We start from the raw sequence: 20247 nt of genomic DNA on the forward strand, positions 1-20247 counted from the left end.
CATGACAGCCGCGGAATGAATGTCAAATAGCCCGATTTTATCATTTAAAAACGGATAGTTATAAGATTTTAAAGGGTTGGTTCAGGTTTGATTGGGGTCAGCCGATAGCCTTTATGAAGCACTCGAGCGTGTTGGTGAAGTTATTCAGGGGCTGGGGGTTTCTTTTGGGAATACAAAAACGATTTCGTGTGCACAAAACTGGCGAGACGATCCAACTCCACGGGATCATCACCGACACATCCAATCTCAAAGTGTTGGATGAGATGGTGTCGGATCGCAATGTTTTCGACTGCAGCCAGGTCGTAAGCGCCAGCTGGAACGGACTTCTGCGCCTCGATGCCTATCTGAGCAAGCTCTCGGGTCAGATCACGCTCACGCATATCCCTTATCATCTTTTTCAATATCTGAGGCTGCTGCCCAATGTGGGGCAGAAGTATGTCCTGGGTGATATCGAGCTGACGCTACTGGGCTCCACGGAAGGCGGAGCCGCGTATCAGACCCGCTTTCTGAATAGCGCCGTCCTGAATGATCTCGCCCACAGTGATCCCAAACCCTTTATCCAGCTCGAAGACGGCGCGCAACTCATAGGTCGCGACAGCTTCATCTGCCCTGCAAGGTTCGGCAATCGCGATTATCAAAGCAGCGCTCTGAAAAGTGGCTGGTATCAGCAGAACACGGAGCAGTTCGACTTCTGGTATGACTATGTTTCCTTTGCCAATATCACCCTGTCTTTGGCTATGGACCTCATTCAGAGTCAGGACTCGACCTTGGAGGCGCTCCTGAAAGATATCGAACTGGGCGTCACCTCCATCGAATCGTCGCTTGGGCTTTTGATCCCGGATTTCAAGGCGACAGGGGCCAAAAGCCTGAGCGAAGTCGCCAGCTTCGTCCATAAAGCCTGCGCGCAGCTCAGCGTTGTTCTGGATAAATCCGGCAAGGATGTTTCGGAAATCCTGGTCCGTATTCAGCTGCTCGCGGGCAGCGGTGAGTTTCAGCAGGCCGAAGCGCTCTATAAACTTCTGAACGAATTCAGCAGCACCATTGCCAACCTCTATCCGACCCTGACCAGCATCGAGGAGATCGGCGCCAGCACAGGCCAGCAGATCAGCAATCTCGCGCGCATCGGGTCCTATAAGGCCATGATACTGGCATTGGAACCCGAGCATGTGTCCGATGAGACTTTGAATGCGGTGCGGGAAACCATGGATATTATGGATCCTCTTTCCGATGGCGACTGGCTGGAGACACGCAGCGAATTCGTCCAGCACCTTGAGAGCGTGGACCAATCCCTGAGTAAAATCATCATCCTTCTGCAGGGTTTTGACCTTCTTCGGCAGATCCTGGAGCATCGGCTGCATGAAAGCGAAGCCATTCAGGACTTTCTGAAGCGGGGCGGAGCCGACTGGCGCGGGACCAAGGCCGCGGTCTTCAGCCTTGTCAACCGCACTCTCGTGACTGACCAGGAGAAATATTCCTGCGAGTTCTTCATCCCGGAGGCAGCCCGCGGCGAGGACAGCAACCAGAAGCCGGGTGATATCCTCCTGTTTTAAGCGCCTGCCCCCGATCGAAGGCTCCGTATTTTAAGCGCCTGCCCCCGATCGAAGGCTCCGTATCTCAAACGCAAAAAATATCCCTTAATCTCAGGCATTCACAGACCGATGGAGAAACTGTGACTGAAATAGGGGAAACCATGAAAACGGCTCTATCCCGTCAGGAACGTCGCCAGGAGATTCGATACAGCCTGTTCGGGGAAATCCCGGCTCGTATGATCAATCACGCGACGGAACAGGAACTGACTTTTCTTACCATTGATATTTCAAGCCGAGGCCTGGGTCTGCTCGTCAGCCCGAGTCCCACGGAAGGGCAACGCATTCGCCTCGATTTCCTTGATCAATCGCGCCATAGCCTGGAGTTCATCGTGCGCCACGTGCACTCTGTGATGGACGATCCCATCGATGGTTTTGAAAGCATGCGCCGCTGCGGTTTGGAGCTGAATGACGAGCGCGCAGGAAACCTCGACCTGATCCAATTTTTTGGCAGCTTTGACTCCGTGATGATCGGAGACTGAGGAACGGACTGTGGCAACCACGCTTTACGACAAGATAGCCAACAAATCGGTGCACATCGCGCTGATGAATCCCTATCATGAATCACGCGTGGCCATGATCAAGGTGCTGCATAAGCTGGGCTATAAACACGTCATGATCTGCAAGTCCGTGCGTGATCTGAGCGAGCGCATGCGCAAGACCCGTGTGGATTGGGTCATCAGCACCCTTCTGGAAGAGCAGGCGATTAAGATGCCGCTTTACCTGCACGGGCTTTACGATGACCACATGCATGACAAGCTACGAGTCAGTTACCTGCTCACAGAAAAGCAGCAGCCCCAACTTCCCGCGGCCTTTGCTGACGGCCTTCTCTCCTGGTTCGAACTCGAACGCATGGAAGATGCCCGACAGATCCAGGCCGATCTTGAGGAATTCTTTCGCGTCCTGAAGGACGCCCATGACAGCAGTCAGCACGAAGCCTTCGTGGCTGCTGAATATTTCCGCCGCTATCTGAAAAAGCATATGATCTGGGGCGATCTGATCGCCATGGAAAAGGCGCTTTGCAATAACTTCCCCCTGAAGCCGGAAAACCTTCTGGCTCTGGCGGAAGCCCATTTCCTGGCTGGTGAATACAATCGCGGACGCCTCCTGGTGCAGCAGGCCCAGCAGCTGTCCGCGGAGTCGCTCGACCAGGCGATCGATGACCTTCTGCGAAAATTCCCCAAGGCCCTTTTGGAAAAGCAGGGCTCGGTCGCCGAGCGCTATGATGTCAGGAGCGCTGTGATCATCGAGCGCGACGAACGCGAGGTTCAGATCCTGCGCCAGGCTTTGAAGCGCATCGGGGTTCCGACTGTAAAAGAGTATCCGAGCTTTCAGGACGCCTGGGACGCGATGAAGGATCAGACCGAGCCGAGTCTCATGATCACCGAATGGAGCAGCCGCAAGGGCGATCTGAGCACCGCCCAGTTCCTGCAGAGGGTGCGCGGCCATGGATTCCTGAAGCTTCCTGTGATTGTGATGATCAATAAGCTGCGTCCCCAGGAAGCCCAGCTCCTGAATGATGTGCATGCGATCCTTCTGATGCAGAAACCCTTGCGGGAAGAGCATGCCGTGATGTCGATCGCCTTTGCGATCCAGCAGGCCAGGCTTCCGACCGAAAGAAAACCGATCGAGCAGCAGATCGTCAACTGCCTGCAGACCGGTGATCGTGCGGATGCCTACTACCTCCGCAAGATGTATCATGCCGACGTCAATATTCCCGCAAGCCGCAAATACTATATCGAGGCCGTGTTCAATTACCATCATCACAACTATACGAAGGCCCGCAATTACCTGATCAAAGGCATCAAGCTGAGCGCCACCGAGAAGGATAAGGACGAGGTCAAACCCAATCTTGATAAGACCGTGCTGCTCGCCAAGTGTCTTTTCCGTCTGGGGGACAAGAGCATCGCGATCCAGATGCTGGAAAAGGCCCGCGAACGCTCGCCTTACAATATCGCCATCCTCATGGCCCTTATGGAAATGAACTATGATGTCGGCAACGTCACGCAGGCGAATGCTGCGATTGAAGAAGCCGAGAAAATCGATGCCGGCAACGCCCAGGTGATTCAGGCCGGAGCCAAGCTTTCCCTTTTAACGGGCAGGACCGAGCAGGCCGCACAATTTCTGGCCCACATGGATAACCTGACCGAAATCATCACCCGCATGAATAACCAGGCGGTGTCCTTCATTCAAAGCGGCGACTTCCAAAAAGGCATCGAACTCTATTTATCCGCGATCAAATCACTGCCTCCCAAGGAGCCTGATTTCCTGGGCGTCGTTTACTATAACCTTGCTTTGGCCTTTTTGCGGAATGAAGAGATAGATCCCGGACTGGAGCATCTGCAGAAATCAGCGACCTTCTCCGAAAGCCGTGTGCACAGGCGGGCTGTGAATCTTTCGAAGCGAATCGAAGAGTCGAAGGCCGCCGGTAAAAAACTCAAATTCTCCAAAATGGTCAGCGGTTCCGACGAAGATCGGGAATCGTATAAGCTTATGGGTTTGATGGACGAACTGGTCGCGCAGCGGCACCTATCCGTGGCCTTGCGGGGTCTTTATCGCGTTGACGGCGTGGGGGTTGCGGCCCTGGATACGGAGTCAGCCGAGAAGGAAGCGTCGTGACACCCGATTTACGGCCGCGCGGCTTCGCCCGAAAGCGAAGACCGCACCGCCGCTAAAAAGGGTTATGGTCATCCTGCGTGAGGGCGACCCATAGCTTGTATTATTTTCCGAAATGACGAACGTAGGACACTACGTTCTTAATTTCCTCGTCATTAATCGCACCGCCCCATGGAGCCATCGTGGCGCTCAGACCCACAGCGGCCCCGCCTTCCTTGATGACTTTGGCGATGTGCGCGTCATCGACCTTGGCCTGCCAGGCCTTGTCGGTGAAGTTCCGTGGCTTGGGATTCATGGCCAATGCGCCCGGTCCATCCGCCTTTCCATCCGCGCCATGACAGGCGACGCAGTAGGTTTCATAGGTCTGCTTGCCCGGCACAACGGCTGCAGCAGCGGGGGCACCACCACCTGCACCTGGCTGCGCAGCGGCAAGTTTAGCCTCTTCCTGCTTCTTCAAAAACTCGTTGTAACCTTGTTTAGGACTGTAATCCTTCTTGCTGTTCCAGTCGCAACCGGTCGCCAAAAGGCAGGATACAGCTAAAGTGACAGGGGCAAGAATCGCGTTTCTCATGAAGTCTCCCAGCGAAAACGACTTAAGACTCGGAGCTGTCCATACGACCTGTTAGGTCCAGGTTGAGACATGACAGCTGCGGGCCATCCACCTCTTGTGGTTTCCCTTGGGGTTTTAGCATTGAGGCGATCGACTGACAAGCATGCAGATGCTGCTTCCCGATCCTTTCCAAAAAAGGCCGGGACTCGGGGAAGACGGAATGGAAGGCGTGCAGTTGTACAGAAATCTTAGGGACAGAGGTTCACGAAATCCACGTTGAAGTTCAGGTCGATGATGTCCTGCAGCGTGCCGTTGACAACCAGGGCGAGAATTTCGGTCACGCGCTGATCAAGGCCCAGGGTATTGAGCGAGGGCGTACCGCCGCGGATATTGACACTGAAAGGAGCGTTATTCATGGCGTTGTATCCGGCCTCGGTTTTGGTGAGGGCGACCGGAACTTCAAGAGGGACCTTCACGCCTGCAATGGACAGGGTGCCTTTGACTTTCAAAGCGATGCTGTCACCGACCACGGCCGGGATCTGAAGATTATCCCCGGTCACTGAATCCATGGTGAAGCTCAAAAGGCCGGTCGAGGCGTTATTCTGCGGCGAGCCTTCGGGATCGCTGGGAATATCGAGGCCGAAGATATACTGGATGATGCGGTGATCGCGCAGTTCACTGAACGATTCGGTGGTCATCGGCCGGAAATCAATCTTCGCCGTGGCGCCGCTCAGGCTTTGCGTTTTGCTGCTGCCATCGAATTTGGGGAAGATGCAGCCGGCAAGATCGGTGCTGCCGATCACGGGGATTTCCGTCGTGGTACTGGCGGTCGTTCCTTTGTTGGCTCCCCAGGTGAAGCGAGCGCCTTTGGCCGAAGCCAGTATCATTTTATTGGCGGAACATTGACCTTTATTCACGGACAGGGCGGGGTCTTCCACCAGGGAAGCGCCAGCCGCGGCATCAAGTGAAGAACGCGTGGGAACTTTCGGAGGATTGCCCATACAGGCCTGAAGAATTGTCATAAAAGACAAGACAGCCCCGAGGTGCGTGACCTTGTGCATGGAAAGATCCCCTTGATGAAGACGTCGCATAAATGTGCGCAGATCACGATGCATAGTTCGTTCCAGAAAATGCACATCAAAAATACAAATAAAAACAACACTTTAATGCAATTTTTACGAGGTGAAAGACGGCTAAATCTGCGACACTGTCTTGCAATTAGAAAACACCGGGCTTCACGCAGTGGACGAGGCGCTTTCGCGGCGCTGCCGTCTGCACCTGCGCGCAGGATGCATCCGCAAAAGGGCAGCGAAGAGTCAAAGGACAGCCCCCAGAGGGACGCTCGGCCGTCAGTTCCTGGAACGCAGGAATGCTTTTCATATCGGGATCGCGGTAAAGTTTGGGTAAGGATTGCAGAAGATACTGCGTGTAAGGATGCTCCGGCTTTTTCAGGACATCCGCGGTGGTCCCATATTCCATCCATTCACCGGCATACATCACGCCCACGGAATCGGCGAGCGTGCGGACCGTCGTGATATCATGCGAAATGAAGATCATGGCAAAACCAAGTTCCTGCCGCAGATCATGGAGGAGCTGCAGAACCCGCGCCTGGGTCATGCGATCCAGCGCTGTGAGCGGTTCATCGCAGACCAATACCTTCGGCCTTAAAAGCAGCGCCCGCAGAAGGCATACCCTTTGCTTTTGCCCACCGGACAGCTGATGTGGAAAACGATCCAGCACATCCTGCGGCAGATCAAGTTTGGGAAGCCAGGCTTTAAGCTCCTCTTTAGCCTTGTCACGCGTTTGCCCCAAAACAGTCTGCAGGACTTCAAGCAAGGCCGCGCCTACGCGAAGACGCGGATGCAAGGCCGCCGCGGAATCCTGAAACATCATCTGAATCCAGCGGGCCCTATCCCTTCGCGTCATGGCATCGGGTGCTTGGCCATCATAGAGTATGCGTCCGCTATCCGCTCGAAGAAGGCCGGTCAGAAGACGGGCGAGCGTGGATTTTCCGCAGCCCGATTCCCCGATGATGCCGAGCACTTCGCCGGCTTGCAATTGAAACGAAAGATCACGAACGGCCGCGCGTTTGGCAAAACTTTTATGAAGACCTTGAGCTTCGAGCAGCATGATTAATCCTTCACCGCATGGCAGGCGACGCGATGCTGCGGGGGTCCTTGAAGTTCCGGCATGATGCGGCGGCAAACATCCTGCACCAGGGGGCAGAAAGGAGCATAAGGACAGCCGTCCTGGTTCTCTGATTCCCCAGCTCTACGTTCGGGCGCATGCGGCATGCGACCCGCGCGCGGAAGGGCCTGCATCATGGCCTTTGTATAGGGATGCCGCGGCGCGTCCATAAGAATCTCTGTGCGTGCCTGCTCGACGAGATGCCCACGGTAAAGGACAGCGACCTCATCACAAAGTTCGGCGACAAGCGCCAGATCATGCGAAATGAAAAGCAGCGCCAGCTTTTGCTCACGCTGCAGTTCTTTCACCTGCTCCACCCAACGCGCCTGCAGCGTGACGTCAAGCGCGGTCGTGGGTTCATCCGCAATCAAAAGATCCGGTCCCAAAAGAAGGGCCATAGCCAGCAGCACGCGCTGCCGCATGCCGCCCGATAATTCGTGAGGATAGGAGCGCAGGATGTGGTCCGTATCGGGAAGGCCGGCTTTTTTAAGGGCCTTGTGTATGAGTTCCCGGCGCGCGTCCGCCGCTTCCTCCCTGCGGTGGAAGCGAAAGACTTCCTCCAGCTGCACCTGGATTCGCTTCACCGGATTCAGCGCCGCCAGCGCATCCTGGACGATGATGGCAAGACGTGAACCTCGCAGCTCATTCATGCTGCGTGCATCCAGAGTCTGAAGGTTCTGTCCCTGAAAGCGCACCTCGCCTTCCGCAATGCTCACCTCGGGTTCCGGCAGAAGATTCATGACCGCCAGCGCCGTAAGACTTTTGCCGCTGCCCGATTCCCCGACAAGGCCGAGGCTCTGGCCGCGATCAAGGCTGAGGGAAAGATTCCGGACCAAAGGCTCCACGCTGCCGCCCCGCGACCTTGCGATCCTGAGATTTTTCAGTTCCAGGAGTGGAACGTCAGGCATGACCCCGGCCCTCCCTGCATGCTCCGTAACTTCCTGGGCTGGCTCGATGCATGCGCCTTGACCTCCCAGGCTCGCTCCATTATAGCTGATTCCCGGAGGTATTGTGTATGAACCGCTTTTTAGCCCTGGGCGCGCAGCCGGACCTCGAAATTCTTTATCAGGACAAAGCGATCCTGGCCGTAAATAAACCTGCGGGTTTGCTCTTTCACGGCTATACGAAAGGTCTGCCTCTGCCCCTGGTCGATCAGATCAAGGCCGAGGTGCAGCCCTATGTCGGTGTTGTGCATCGCCTCGATCGGCCGGTTTCCGGCGTGGCTCTTTTCGCACGCAATTCAAAAATCGCAGGGCGTTTGGGTGAACAGTTTCAGACGCGGACTCTCGATAAAATTTATCTGGCCCTGGTGGAAGGGGAACCGGAAGCGGAACGGGCCGTGCTGCATGATGTCCTGGAGGCACCGCCGTCCACCGATCGCCCGTCCAAGGGGCCCCAGGCTTGTCATCTGACCTATGTGAAATTAAAAAGCGAGGGTGGGCTCAGTCTTTTGGCCATTAAGCTCGGCACAGGTCGTCGCCATCAGATTCGTATGCAGCTGAGTCGTCGGGGTTGGCCGATCGTCGGGGATCGTGAGTATGGTGCGAAAACGATGATTCCTGGAACGGAGGACCTGGATCCCCGCTTCTGCCCTTTGGCGCTGCACGCGGCGCGCTTGAAAATCACGCATCCCCAAACAGAAAAGGAGCTTGTGATTCAAGCTCCCCTCCCCTGGTATTGGCCTTCGTCTTTTTTACTCGAAGCTCCGGACATAGCCGATGGCCCAGCGTGAGTCCTCTTCATCAAAGAGGACGTAATCATCGAGTCCCGGCTGCAAAAGGATTCCACCGTAGCTGTAAGACATGTTCACCGCATCCATCGGCGTGATCATCCAGTTCACCGACAGTGAAAACGAATAGGCCTGATCAGGCTGGGAATTGATCGGAGGATCACCCGGGCCTTCATAGGTTATGGTGTGATACTTGATTTCCGAGTAATTCGCTCCATAGGACAAAGTCCATTCCGGCAGAAAACTCCAGTTGCCGCTGTGTCCGATGCCACCGCTGAATTCCGGCAAAGGCTGACCGCCTGTGCCGTCCTGCGGTTTGGTCGAATCATAGCGGCTCCACGTATAGCGCACAAAGGCATTCAACGCGAGGTTGAAGGTTTCTGTGGCCGGTACAGCCGCGGTCCAGCGGACCTCGGGTTTGCTGTAGACCTCATTGATCTGCGAATTATAAGACGTCGGCAGCGTGGCGAGGATGCGGATGGTCCAGCCTACCTGAGGAATAAGGGAGCGCGGAAAGACGTTGAAGGAAATCACGCTATCCGAGAGTTCGAATTCCCTGGACTCGCTATCCACATAAAGGTTCTTTTCCACGCCCTGGGACAATGAGAGCGAATATTTTTTGGTGAAGGGATAGGTAAACGATCCTGCGAACGACATCACAGGATCCCCCTGCACGAAGGGAACAGCCAGGTCCCCGGACACCGAAGCGCTCCAGGCCCAGGCCGTGCCATTGGTTATGGTAAGTAATGTCAGAAGCCAGCGCTTCCGATACTTTATCCCGGCGATCAGCGACACTCAGGTAACCTGCCTTCCGTGAGCAGTGAATAGTTACGATAGCTGTTCAAAACGCCGTTCAGATCCTGCGTAAAATAGAGCCCGGCCGAGTAAGGGTTCTTGATCAAACCCGCCACATAAAAATCCCCGTTAAAGCGCATCACCACAACCTGAGGCTCATCAACAAAGTAAGCATCCGCACTCGCATTATAAGTCGGCGTCAGAAGCGCAAGCCGCACATCCGTGCTCGGTGCAGCACCCAAAGCATGGGTCGTAAGATCCACATTGAAGGCCGTCGCAAAAGTCGAGCGTTTGAAACAGGCCACGCGGGTCAATTCAATCGCCCCACGGTTCCCCGTAAAATCAAAGTTGCTCGCGGCGTTGATCGCAAAGTAAGCCCGGCTCATATCGCTGAAACCCAGATAATGCTGACCCGAGTTCACAAAGCTGTCCGACAGCATGCTCTCAACGAAACCACCGATCAAAAGATCATCACGCAGGGGCACGAAGGAAACCGGAACACCCGCATTGTTGGGATCGAGCGGGAAGGCATCGTTACCCATGAAGAAGCGGGCCGCGAAGATCTTGTCCGCACCGATGCCAAGCCGTGTGAGCGAGCCGGTAAAGTTATCATACTGATCACGGAAGCTCCGGTCGATGTCCTGCTGCTTGATCACCGCGTTATAGAACGCCGCCGCCAGCTTCACCGACTGACGCAGATCCAGCTGGATCTGATCGGTAAAGGCCTGGGGCAAAATGGGATTCAGATTGTCGATGCCGGACAGTTCCGCCTGGACCTGAGGCAGGGTAAAGGTCAGCTGATAAAGGTTCACAAAGCGCTTCACATCCAGCATGGTCATGAACACGGCTCCATAATAGGATCCGGTGTTCCAGTACGCGCGACCATAGCGGAAGTTCCGCAGATAGTAGGACTCGTCGTAGTTATTGATCATGCTCGTCAGAACCTCAGACGGCGAGGTTCCGATATCGAACTGATTGCAAAGCGGGTTCTGGAAAACGTGCTCATCCGTACAGTAAAGATAAGGGAAGGCACCGGCCGCCTTCGGAAGGTCCTTCAGGCCGTTGGAATAGGCATAAACTAAAGCGGCCTTGTCATAGGCTTCCCAGTCATAGGCAAGTCCCACTTCATCTTTCAGATTCAAATAGTCCATGACCGAGGATGTCACAAGGCGCTTGGGATCGGTAGCCGTGCTGCGTTCGATACCGGCGTCCACGGTTCCGTAAAAGTTATGGCGAAGGTTCAGGTTATGGCCGAACTCATGGATGGCGACGCGGTAAAGGATATCGCCTATGGCTTTTTCTGTGTCAACCGCCTTGAGCACCTGGCCCATGCCGGCAAACATCTCATCATTGAAATTCCAAACCGTCGAGAAAGCCTGGGCTCTGGGGCCAGTCATTCTTTGAGCCTGGGCCTTCATCTTTTCGGCCACGGCTTTTTCTGTTTTGGCGACCACCGCTTCCAGATCAGGATAGGTCTGAAGACGGAAGCTCTGGAGTTTTTCCAGATTCTTGCGCGCGCCTAAAATATCGGTTGGCGTGGAGTGACCGGCAAAGGGACTGCCGGGGTTCCCATAGGTGAATTCCGGGAGCAGGAAGCGATAGAGCGTCGCATAGCGGGAATCCGAGAGATAGGCCGATGACGACGTCCAGTTCTGTGGCTCCTGGCCCAGGGATTTTTTCATCTCGCGATAAAGGGGCGAAACCGTCGGGCGGTTGGCCTCGTGGGTTTCGTAGTCCTTGAGGCGCTGGATGTAATACTTCATATCGCTGATCCAGATCACGCTGGTCGACGAGATGATTTCACCTGTCAAGGGGTGCGCGCTTGAAGGACCGTAACCGAAGGGAGCCTGGAAGTCGGCTTCCTCGACAAAATGCACGAAGCTATAGCGTATGTCGCCGAGCTTATGGGTGCCGTCGGAGTCCTTGATTTCAAAACGGAGCTTCAGCCCGTTCTTTTCAAAGAGCTCGTTGGTCTTGGCAATGATCCCGATCTTGGGATCGTTATAAATCCACTTGTATTTCTCGGGGAAGCTTTCGGTGAAATAGATCGTCTGAACCTTGCTGTCATCCCAGCGGTTCATGATGAAGGTGTTCTTGGGACGACCAAGATCATCCAGGCCCTGCATGATGGTCTGGAAGTAGCCGTACTTTTTCATCAGAGGATCGTCTTCACCCGTATAAATATAGGGCTTGTAGTTGCTGTCACGTTCCTGCATGAACGAGTACTTGTAATACATGGTATGGGTGAAGTCGGAGCGGAAGTACTGGGGATAGGTGATACACATCGGGTTCACCTGATAGTCCACAGCCACCACGAAGTTGATGGCGCCCGCTTCGATAACCTGGGAATCATCGACAAGACGCGAGGCGCGCTTGGACCAGCAGCTCTCATCCACTTCAAAGGGAAAGCTTGCGGATTCAGCGATCGTGGCGCTTTCCCAATTGACTTTGAAGAAGCGCTTTTGTTCGAAAGGAATCAGATCGTTTTCGGTTTCCACGTTGCTGACGCGGCCGCCGCTGACTTTCTGCGTGTAATCGCTGTGCTCGATGCTCCACTGATTGATCACGCTGTCGGTGACGTTCGGGCCTTTATAGGGATCGGTCAGCTTCAGGTACTGAAGGTAGTCCTTCGTGAACTTGAAGTAGCCGAGCGTGGTTTCCGACTGCAGGCCGACGAAGCCGAAGGCGCTGTTGGAACCGTTATTCACGATGGTGACCTTGCCAAGCCAGGGTTTGCCGGTTTCAAAATCGGCCTTGGCCCAACGGTTGCCTTCGGTGTCCACCTTGCGTTCCACAGGTCGCTTCCGGGCGCAGCCGGTATTCATAAGCAAAGTTGGAATGACAAGGCCAAGAATTAGGGCTGAAACTCGCATGTCCCGTAACCTCCGCATTTGATATCAAGGCTCCCGCATTCCCACGCTCAACCAGGTCCGGCTTGCGTCCATGGTAAAGCTGTAAACTGAACGATCGATCACAAGCAAAAGTCGTGGCGCAATATTATCATTGGGATTGTCATCGACGATGGTCGCCTGGCAGGTGGCCTGCACCTCACCATTGACTATTGAGCAGTCATAGTTGGCTGCTCTCTGATTGAGGGCGCGATCGAGGGCCAAAAGAAGGTTTTTCCCCGTGGTATCCGACGCCGGAGCCGTCACGTTCGCAAAGGAATCGCCGATCTTGCGACTGCCGATCGTGCCGCCAAAATTCTGAGGACCCTCATATTTGCCGACAGCTTTGAAGGCGGAAGGCGTCGTGTCCTGTCCCCAGGCCACGGCGAAATTAAAGCGATCGTAATAAGTGAAGACGATGCCGCCCTCTGGCCGTTCATCCACAGGCGGGCCGAGCCGCGCTTCCGCTGTGGTCCTTCTCGTTTGGAAGGTCAGACCACCGATCGAAAGGTTATGCAAAATGGGATCGACCAGCGGGGCGAAGAAGCGCTGCGGCTGGCTGAAATAAATAAGACCAATGGGAAGATCGGCTGTTTTATTGAGGTATACCCCGCCCCGACGGAAGTCGAGCTGATACGACGAGGCATCTTCATTGAACTGACAGGTCAAAGATTTTTCACAGTCGTAGGTGCTCGGCTGACCTTCGAAAGCCGCACCGATCGTCAGCATGAAACTGCGCACGTCGTTGATGGAACCAATGCGTCCCGCCATCGGCTGACCTATGGAAACTTCACCATAAGGATCGGGAAGTTTCAATTTACCGGCATAACCGTCCAGAACGACGATCAAGCCCGGCACAGGATCCGCACCCGCGCCCCAGATGACCGCGATATGCTCCTGATAGAAATCCGCGCTTTGATTGCTGGAATAATAAACCAGAGTCTGCATCGCTTCGCTATAGCGGGTATTCATGGTGATACCGGCGACGCTCGTGCCGAAGACTATGGGTTCAACCATATTCTTGTTGCGGCGCTGCTCTGCTTCCTCGGGATCAAGGTTTGCGCCCTTCCCTTCCACAAATCCACCCTCGGGTCTGGTCGGCAGCGTGCGGGATGCAGGGACCGCGTCTTCGCTTAGGACAGCCGCGATGTAATCACCCTGAGTTTGATTTTTGACCTTTTTCGAACACGCCGTAGCCATGGCAAGGCACATGACCGCAATGGGTAGTTTGGGGTAAAGCATAAACCCTCCGTTTCCGTACCCTATCGGACGAAATCAGAGAATTCTTGAGTATTTCTAAAAATTTAGAGGAGGAAATCGAATATCTGTCGGGAATGATTATGCTTCTGCGTCCCTGCAAAAGCCTGTCTTTCGTGTCACTTAGCGAAAGGACGCCCTATTCGGGAAAACGTCCTGCTGCCTTTTCGGACATCAGCCCATGATGAACCTGGGTCGCCTGGGAGGTCGCGATATCACTGAACACTTGCTCGGCCAGCTCGGCGAAACCGTTGTTCCGCACGGAAAGGCGGATGATGGTGATCAGCGTGCTGCCGCCATCCTCGTTGCCGATCGTGATGGTCGTTGTGTTGTAGTATTTGAAATCGGGATTCCCGCTGTCGATCAGATGTTCCGCGCCGATCCCGATATCGGGATTGCCGCCTTCGACCTGATAGCTGTTCAGTTCGGTTTTTCTATCATTGGAAAACGAGGTCTGAGCCGGTGTCTGCACATCCGAATGATAGGCGAGGCGCCATTTGCCAAACTGCAGATCGCCACCCAGGGAGTCGGTCAGATCTTCAAGGACCTCGCCTTCGAGTTTCACATAAGGAAACTCGCTGGTCGCCACCATGTAGGACGGGATCTGGGCGCTGCGCACCCATTTCGGAGCGATCGGCACCCGATAAACGGTGACATAGGTCCCGCGGGTGAAGCCATCGTTTTCGTGCTCCAGTTCGAGCTTCACGGAGCGCGGGGCGCTGCCGATGCGGCCCGCATAGCGGTCGATCAGCGTGAAGGTCTCGTTCGGTTTTTTGTTGTCGCAGAGGACTGCGAGTTCGGAATTGAAGTCTGACTTCAGCGGCAGCTTATAGACATGCACGCAGAAGATATCCTTCAGATCCTTGCGGATCGCCGTGGGTTCGGCGGATAGGTCACCGACCTCGGCCCAGGTTTGAACGGGAGCGGAAGCGAACGAGCGAAGGCCTTCGTTCTTCGTTTCTGAATCCTTGTTTTTCTCGCAGGCCACAAAAAGGGCCAGACCAGCGAAGAGGATGCTTGCGAAATTCATGGTGGTCTCCCTTATTGCTTCAGGCCGTTATACATGCTGTCGGCCGCATGCTGGGCGATTTCCTGAATCGACTTGGTGGCCGTCGCAGGGAAGCCCTGGTTGCTCAGGACAAAGTGAAGAAGCGTGATGACTACGGCTCCGCCTTTGCCATCGTTATAACCGGATCCATCATTGAACGAGACGTTCAGCATCACCGAGCGGCTGAAGTTCGGGTTTTCGGTATCGGTCAGGTGCTCGACGCCGAAGCCCATTTCCTCGTTACCGGATTGAACCTGGTAAAGGTTATACTGCGTCTTGCGCTGACTCGTCAGAGTCAGTCCCTGTGTGCCTTTGATGGCCAGATCATAGTTCATGTCCGCCGACCAAAGGTGCAGGCCGGAATCAAGGGGATCATCCATACGGCGAGCAGCCCCGGCTTTCACGTCGATGGTATCGGTCGTGAAGCTTTGGGCGACGTAATCATAAATAGGACGGGCTTTGACTTCAAAAGGACGAATGGGCACATGAAAAGCCCAGGCGATCAAAAATTCAGAGCGATCACCGTCTGGATCATGCTGAGCCTGAAGGAGCTGAAGCTTATAGCCACCCGGAGTCTGGGCCAGGGCGTCCTTTCTGAAGGCCAGAAAGTCCTTGGTGGGCTTGCCGTTCAGGCAGAAAAAGGCGATTTCCTCTTTCACGTCGGAACGAAGCTTCAATTTTTCAACATTTTCACAGTAGAGTTTCGGATAGTCGATGACCGTAGGGGCATCGACGGCCGGTTTCTCATCCGCGGCGGCCGCGGCGGGAGCCTCGGACTCAGCCGATGAGCTGCTGTCGGATTTTTTGCAGTGACTGACGCCAATGGCCAGTAGGAACAGGAGCGCCTGAGTTGTCTTCATGGTTTTCGTCCTTGTGTGCTTGCGTTTTCGTTATTTTCCAGACTTGCTGATCAGATACTGTTCGAGCATCTTGGCGACGGCTATATTCAGGTTCGTCATGGTCACCTTCATACGCTCGGGTTCGATGCGGTTTTTGATCACCAGATTGGTCACGAAGACCATATAGGACTGGCCCGCATCACCCTTGATGCCGATGGTCAGACCCTGAGCCTTGTGATAGTACTCATTGGTGTCAGCATCCAGCAGGTGTTCACTGGACACAGCGATGTCACGGTTGTTCTCGACCAGAAGATAGGTGTTGAATTCCGTGCGGCGGATATCATGGATACTCGCGCCATTGGCCAGCTTCAGATCGTAGTTCAGAACGATCTGCTCGACGCTCGCGCGGCCAGGAAAGGACTGGCGGGATTCCACCTTGATGTAGAGTTCGGAACTGCCCTCTTTGATACCGGCTGCGAAAATGTCATGCGGCTTGAGATCCGCGAAGAGCGACGGATTTTCGAGCGGAGCCTTGATCGCAAAGATCAGGCTCAGTTCCGTCACGAAGTTTTCGCCGGTTTCGATCTTGAGCACTTCCACCTGCGGGGTGCCCGTGCCGGTATAGGCGTTGGTCACAGCGCGTTTGAAAGCCTGAGAGGTCGCGTTTCCTTCACAGATCAGTTTGAATTCGCCGCTGAAATCGGCCTTCTTTGCATTGCCGAGGACGCGAGGGCCTTCCTCGCAGAGCACCTGCTCGGCGCCACGGTTATCGATCGTCGTGCCGATGACAGCCCCTTCGATCACCTGGTTGCCCGACGAGCCACCGCTGGCACTATCCACCTTGGAACCTTCAAAACTGCCGCTTTTGGGTGTACAGGCACCCAGGAACATCACGGCACCGGCGAACATATAATTTACTGTTTTACGAGACATGACAGTTTCCCTCTCTCTTCGATTATTTGCTTTGTGCTGCGTAGAGCGACCTAAGGTCCGCTTCGATAAAACGCATGAACGCTTCCGTTACGCGCTCGGGCTCGTCGCGGCTGTTCATCACGAAGTTCAGAACGGTGATACTGATCGAGCCATTGGCATTGGCTGGATCCCGCATCACGCCGCGCAGGACGACGGCTTTTTTGAACTGCTCCGAAGGCGTTCTGAGTGTACGGACGGCGGCAAAGAAATCGAAGTTATTGGGATGCATGCGATAAAGTTTCAGATCATGGACCGATACCTCATCGAATTCCACAGCGGCCTTGACGATGGTACGCTGCTCGACGGTGAAGGCTGTATCCGCATCGCCCGTGTTGGGAACCGGCGTTCCGAACTTGGGGCGAATGGTCAGAGGATCGCCGACGTAGGGCGTCGGAACATTTTTCTCTTCACCCAGAAGCGTGGGGACGGGTGGCTTGGGAATTTTCATGGCGTATGCGACGGTGAGCTGAATGGTCTGCTGATCTATGATGGTATTGGCTATGGTCTGGATAACCGGAGTTCCGGTTCCGGTATAGGCGCTGGCCACGAGCGTTCCGAACAGGGGCGCAGGCACCTGGTTCGGGCAAATCAGGTTGGCTTCATCCTGAAAGCTCTGCTTGGTGATGGCAAACATGTTTTTGAAGCCGAGGCAGAAGTTCTCAGGCGTCAACGCCAGAACATTCTTCGGCGGAATAAGATGCTGTGCACTGGTCGTTTGGGCTTGCACGGTGACCGGCAAAACCAAAAGTAGCATACGAACCCAACTCGTTCTCATGTATAACCCCTGCATTAGTTTGTCTTGTAAAGAGCAACGTCCATGCCGGTCACAAGTTGCGGGATTTGCCGCCGCTTAGTGCCGAGCGGGGGTGGCAGTCGAATTCATGGATTTGATTTAACTATTTGTTTTTATTATAATTATCGAAGATTGACATGTAAAACTTCGGGGATTTTCATTCGCTGATTTTCATAAAGGATTTCAAGGGGGAAGGCGTATAAAAACAGGCGGCACAGTCCTGGTTTGCCAGAACCGTGCCGCGACGAATGAGGCAGGCGCATTAAGCTTTGCGGCGCATGGCCCGCATGGACGGGAGACCACTGCCGCTAGTATCCACACCAAGAGCATGCAGCATACCGGCGTAAATTTCCTTCTCCGTCATTTCACGACCGGGTTCAGGATCGCCGGTTTCTGGATCGAAACCATAGGTTTTCAGGGTCTTGTTATCCACTCCACCCAGAACCCGCCCACCGTTCACCAGGGGCGAGATGATGACGACACCGTTATTCACATCGTGGCCCGTGGGAAACTCACGCAGATTCTCCCGACGGGTTTTATCACGGCCGAATTCGGTGGCGATATAGATCATGGAATGATCCCAGTAGCTTTCGCCGTTCTGGTATTCCGTAACCTTGAGCAGCGTGATCAAGCGATCCAAAGTATCCAGAATGCGGTGCCACAGCACGGCCTGTGTGGACCGATGCGCGTTGTGCGAATAGTCGAAGGCCGTTGGGGTGTTGGTCAGAAGAGGATTGTCCTCATCCTTGCCATCGATCGTGACGTTCATACCAAGGCCGAAGGTCGCTGTGCAGGTCAGGCCCTGAGTGACGCTCAGATAAGCGAGCAGAGCCTGCGTTTGCAGGGGATCAGGACCGATATCGGGAAAGACTTCCCGCAGGATTTCACCATCGCGATTGGGATCCAGGCCGAAATTTTTGAAGGGCAGATCCTTGCTGTCGGCAAAGGGATTGAGCTTATTGATCGCATCGGAGTTTTCAAAAACGGATTGACGGGCGCGGTATTTCATCCAGTCCTGGATCAAAGGACTGGCGCCGAAAGTTTGATAGAAAGCCGACTGCGGCTCGAGCTTTTGATCCCGCAGCTGACGCGCCATGGCCACGAGGGCATCATCGGGAACGCCCTGCAGACCCTTATAACCATGCAGCGAAAACGGGAAAAATGCAGGGTCGGGAACCGGCTCCGCCATGGCAAAAGACGGCAGCGTGCGATCACGGCCGTGCTCGGCGTAACCCACTGTCGCCATGTTGATGTTGGGAAGCAGCATCCCGCGACCATACTGAGCCGCGACCGCTTCCTGCAGCGTGCGTCCATTCCAGGCATCATAGCCGGTGACGCTGCGCTGCTGCGCGACGGGATGAGCGACGGCCGTGCCGGTGCAGGTCGCGACCATGATGTCGTTTTTATATTTATTGAGAAAACGTGACTGCACGGCTTTCACGGGAAAGGGCAGAGCGCCGATGGCATCCGCGGCCATATCCACGGCGCGCAGGTCGGTGCCGTCCACGGATTTTACCAAAAGATCCGGGAAGACATTCAAGGTTGCGGCATCCTTGACTTCCGATGCGCGTCGCGCCAGGAAGCAGTCATTGATCGAGGCTCCACCCATGGCGGTGAAGACGAAAAGAAATTTTTTAGGGCCGGACACTGCGTCCTGGGACGTTCCCGACATTTGAGTTTTCTGAGCTTTGAGGCAGCTCGTCAGAAGGGGCGAACCCATCATCATCTGCAGAACCTTGCGGCGATCGAATCTCGTTTTCATATGTCTCCCTCCCGTTTTTAGTAAAATGCGGCTTCCACGCTGGTCAGCACAGCGTAACAACTCAGGGCCATCCAGTTGCGTGCGGCCCCGACAGGCTGCTGGGCATAGACGGCTTCATAAAACTGCAGAAGATTGTCCAACTCCGAAGCTGTGGCATCGCGAAGAAAGGCTCTCTGATAGAGAGTATGAATCGCGTTGGTCACGGCGTCTGATTTCACAAGGCGTCCATCCGCGCTCAGCTCGACATCCTTGAAGATGACGGCCCGCGCTGGATTCACAAGGTCCATGCCCGCCCTTTGCATGCAGGCGGAAAGGACAAGGCGATCAAGCGACATCGCTGAGGTTGCGCTGATCTGCTCGGGATGACGATACTGGGCGTTGCCATATGCGTTCATGCTTCCAAGGCTCACCTTATGCACGAGGTCGGCGCAGGGCATCCGGCCGAGTTCCAGGCACATCCCCTGGGGATCGAGCACCAGGATCTTGGCGAGGTTATTGCGCAGAAGATCCGCACGCATGCGCTTGACCTGGGCCTTGGGCGAAGCAGTCAAAGGAGTTGCCTGTTCCTGTTTTACGGCCGCAGGCCCGCCGCTCAGCTGCTTGGATTTCTGGCAGCCGAGAGTGAAAAGAATAAGGGCTATGGCAAAGACCTTAAAGCCGAGGGCCTGTTTGCTTCTGTTAGGGCACACTGTAAGCCTCCGTCTTGATAAGGTCGTGCATCATCGCGCGAACGTTATAGTTATGCACCGTCTTGAAATCACGCCAGAGCTTCACGAATTCAGCATTCTCTTCCGAACGCGGCTCGTGGCCGATCATCACCCGCCAGTAATCGCGCACGGTATTCGCGGCGAAAAGATCGCTCTCCACCACGGCCTCGGCCCACTGACGAAGGTTCTCGACGCGCTTGCCAAAGATATACCCGGCTTCCGGCATGTTCTTGATACCCGGGAACTGCTGATCCAGGTATTCCATGCGTGGTAGCGAGTAGGACAAGGGCGTCAGGTTTCTTTCATCACCCAGGTTGGCAAGGTTTTGCAGGGCGGTTGCGCTCTGACCCTGCAGCACCGCTGTGGTTCCCGTCAGGCCATTATAGTTGCGGAAAGGATAGGTCAAAGGATCAATCGCCGCGTGACACTGCGCGCATTCAGGGCGCGTGACGCCTTTGGAATCATAGTCCGCGAAACCGCTCAGGGCCGGGTCCACAGTGTTCAGTCCCTGCATATTC

Annotated in this window: 17 protein-coding genes and 1 pseudogene; 4 read left to right on the forward strand and 14 right to left on the reverse strand. The window is 54.9% G+C overall.

Translation table 11 applies throughout. The features are described 5' to 3' along the window. Positions 1 to 188 precede the first annotated feature (188 nt). From VFO10_RS26760 to VFO10_RS26770, 3 genes are all read left to right on the forward strand, one after another. Positions 189 to 1550, forward strand: coding sequence for a hypothetical protein (locus VFO10_RS26760; protein ID WP_325145078.1), 1362 nt, complete (start codon positions 189 to 191; stop codon positions 1548 to 1550). Between the two features lie 140 nt (positions 1551 to 1690). Then, a complete protein-coding gene (locus VFO10_RS26765) occupies positions 1691 to 2068 on the forward strand; it encodes a PilZ domain-containing protein (RefSeq protein ID WP_325145079.1) in 378 nt (125 codons plus the stop codon). A 10-nt stretch (positions 2069 to 2078) separates the two neighbouring features. Further along, on the forward strand, positions 2079 to 4205 hold the full coding sequence (locus VFO10_RS26770; protein WP_325145080.1) for a hypothetical protein: 2127 nt from the start codon (positions 2079 to 2081) through the stop codon (positions 4203 to 4205). A 100-nt stretch (positions 4206 to 4305) separates the two neighbouring features. Here the strand turns inward: VFO10_RS26770 and VFO10_RS26775 are convergent, their stop codons facing one another. The 4 genes from VFO10_RS26775 to VFO10_RS26790 form a co-directional block, all read right to left on the reverse strand. Beyond that, the gene (locus tag VFO10_RS26775; protein ID WP_325145081.1) at positions 4306 to 4773 is read right to left on the reverse strand and encodes a cytochrome c; all 468 of its coding nucleotides are present in this window, start codon (positions 4771 to 4773) and stop codon (positions 4306 to 4308) included. A gap of 227 nt (positions 4774 to 5000) precedes the next feature. Further along, entirely contained in the window at positions 5001 to 5867 is an 867-nt protein-coding gene (locus tag VFO10_RS26780) for a hypothetical protein (protein ID WP_325145082.1), read from the reverse strand. 103 nt (positions 5868 to 5970) lie between these two features. After that, positions 5971 to 6882 carry an ABC transporter ATP-binding protein gene (locus VFO10_RS26785; protein WP_325145083.1) on the reverse strand — a complete coding sequence of 304 codons (912 nt, stop codon included), beginning with the start codon at positions 6880 to 6882 and terminating at the stop codon, positions 5971 to 5973. Between the two features lie 2 nt (positions 6883 to 6884). Beyond that, on the reverse strand, positions 6885 to 7847 hold the full coding sequence (locus VFO10_RS26790; protein ID WP_325145084.1) for an ABC transporter ATP-binding protein: 963 nt from the start codon (positions 7845 to 7847) through the stop codon (positions 6885 to 6887). 107 nt (positions 7848 to 7954) lie between these two features. On the opposite strand from VFO10_RS26790, the gene VFO10_RS26795 reads away from it, so the two are divergent. Beyond that, a complete protein-coding gene (locus VFO10_RS26795) occupies positions 7955 to 8671 on the forward strand; it encodes an RluA family pseudouridine synthase (RefSeq protein WP_325145085.1) in 717 nt (238 codons plus the stop codon). Here the strand turns inward: VFO10_RS26795 and VFO10_RS26800 are convergent. From VFO10_RS26800 to VFO10_RS26845, 10 genes and pseudogenes are all read right to left on the reverse strand, one after another. Then, positions 8633 to 9463 (reverse strand): hypothetical protein, encoded by an 831-nt coding sequence (locus VFO10_RS26800; RefSeq protein ID WP_325145086.1) that lies wholly within the window; start codon positions 9461 to 9463, stop codon positions 8633 to 8635. The genes VFO10_RS26795 and VFO10_RS26800 overlap by 39 nt on opposite strands. Continuing rightward, a complete protein-coding gene (locus VFO10_RS26805) occupies positions 9454 to 12336 on the reverse strand; it encodes a zinc-dependent metalloprotease (protein WP_325145087.1) in 2883 nt (960 codons plus the stop codon). Before VFO10_RS26805 ends, VFO10_RS26800 begins: the two co-directional genes overlap by 10 nt. 24 nt (positions 12337 to 12360) lie before the next feature. Then, positions 12361 to 13593: a hypothetical protein gene (locus tag VFO10_RS26810; RefSeq protein WP_325145088.1), complete on the reverse strand. Its 1233-nt coding sequence runs from the start codon at positions 13591 to 13593 to the stop codon at positions 12361 to 12363. 154 nt (positions 13594 to 13747) lie between these two features. Beyond that, positions 13748 to 14638, reverse strand: coding sequence for a hypothetical protein (locus VFO10_RS26815; protein WP_325145089.1), 891 nt, complete (start codon positions 14636 to 14638; stop codon positions 13748 to 13750). Positions 14639 to 14649: 11 nt separating this feature from the next. Next, a complete protein-coding gene (locus VFO10_RS26820) occupies positions 14650 to 15516 on the reverse strand; it encodes a hypothetical protein (protein ID WP_325145090.1) in 867 nt (288 codons plus the stop codon). A 30-nt stretch (positions 15517 to 15546) separates the two neighbouring features. Further along, on the reverse strand, positions 15547 to 16428 hold the full coding sequence (locus tag VFO10_RS26825) for a hypothetical protein (protein WP_325145091.1): 882 nt from the start codon (positions 16426 to 16428) through the stop codon (positions 15547 to 15549). Positions 16429 to 16450: 22 nt separating this feature from the next. Further along, entirely contained in the window at positions 16451 to 17242 is a 792-nt protein-coding gene (locus tag VFO10_RS26830) for a hypothetical protein (RefSeq protein ID WP_325145092.1), read from the reverse strand. Positions 17243 to 17522: 280 nt separating this feature from the next. Then, entirely contained in the window at positions 17523 to 19022 is a 1500-nt protein-coding gene (locus tag VFO10_RS26835) for a hypothetical protein (protein ID WP_325145093.1), read from the reverse strand. 17 nt (positions 19023 to 19039) lie between these two features. Beyond that, on the reverse strand, positions 19040 to 19711 hold the full coding sequence (locus tag VFO10_RS26840; protein ID WP_325145094.1) for a hypothetical protein: 672 nt from the start codon (positions 19709 to 19711) through the stop codon (positions 19040 to 19042). After that, positions 19701 to 20247, reverse strand: a pseudogene (locus tag VFO10_RS26845) (hypothetical protein); the annotation flags it as partial. The gene VFO10_RS26840 and the pseudogene VFO10_RS26845, both read right to left, overlap by 11 nt.

Source organism: Oligoflexus sp. (genome assembly GCF_035712445.1).
Lineage (GTDB): Bacteria > Bdellovibrionota_B > Oligoflexia > Oligoflexales > Oligoflexaceae > Oligoflexus.